The sequence below is a fragment of the Burkholderia semiarida genome (assembly GCF_029268935.1).
Taxonomy (GTDB): Bacteria; Pseudomonadota; Gammaproteobacteria; order Burkholderiales; family Burkholderiaceae; genus Burkholderia; species Burkholderia semiarida.
The window spans coordinates 1-479 of the sequence record NZ_JAHLCL010000006.1 but is presented as its reverse complement, the minus strand read 5'-3'; the positions used below and the strand labels follow the sequence as shown (position 1 = coordinate 479).

Below are 479 nucleotides of genomic sequence, written 5' to 3'. Positions count from 1 at the left end.
CGGGCCTGAAGCAACGGGGGCAGCCGCGGGGAGACCACCATCGCGCGCCACGCCGGGGGGCTTATCGAAGTTCGCACGGACCCATAAGCCGAACAACGACTCTAATCGATCGACAACGACATGAAGACCAACCTTTCCCAACGTCTGATTCAAGGTGCGCTGGTTGCAGCGCTTGGCGCGTCCGTCGCGGGGTGCGGCGGCATGGTGACGCCCGGCGGGCAGAACGCCGGGGTGACGGGCGCGGCGGCCGGCGGCGCGAGCGCCGGCGCCGATTCGCAGTTGCAGCGCTGCGCGTCGCCGCTGGGCACGATCGCGGTCGACGACGGCCGCAACGCCGACTGGTGGGGCCCGTTCGGCAGCGCGACGAAGGTGACGAGCATCGACCCGCTGCTGCGGCTGGCCGTGCAGCAGTCGAACTGCTTCGTGATCACGTCGATCGGCAACCAGAAGAGCGACGCGCGCCTGTCGCGCATCACGCA

Annotated in this window: 1 pseudogene; it reads left to right on the top strand. The window is 69.5% G+C overall.

Features of this window, described 5'->3' with window-relative positions:
• Window positions 1–120: 120 nt before the first annotated feature.
• Window positions 121–479, top strand: a pseudogene (locus tag KPB06_RS12985) (hypothetical protein); the annotation flags it as partial.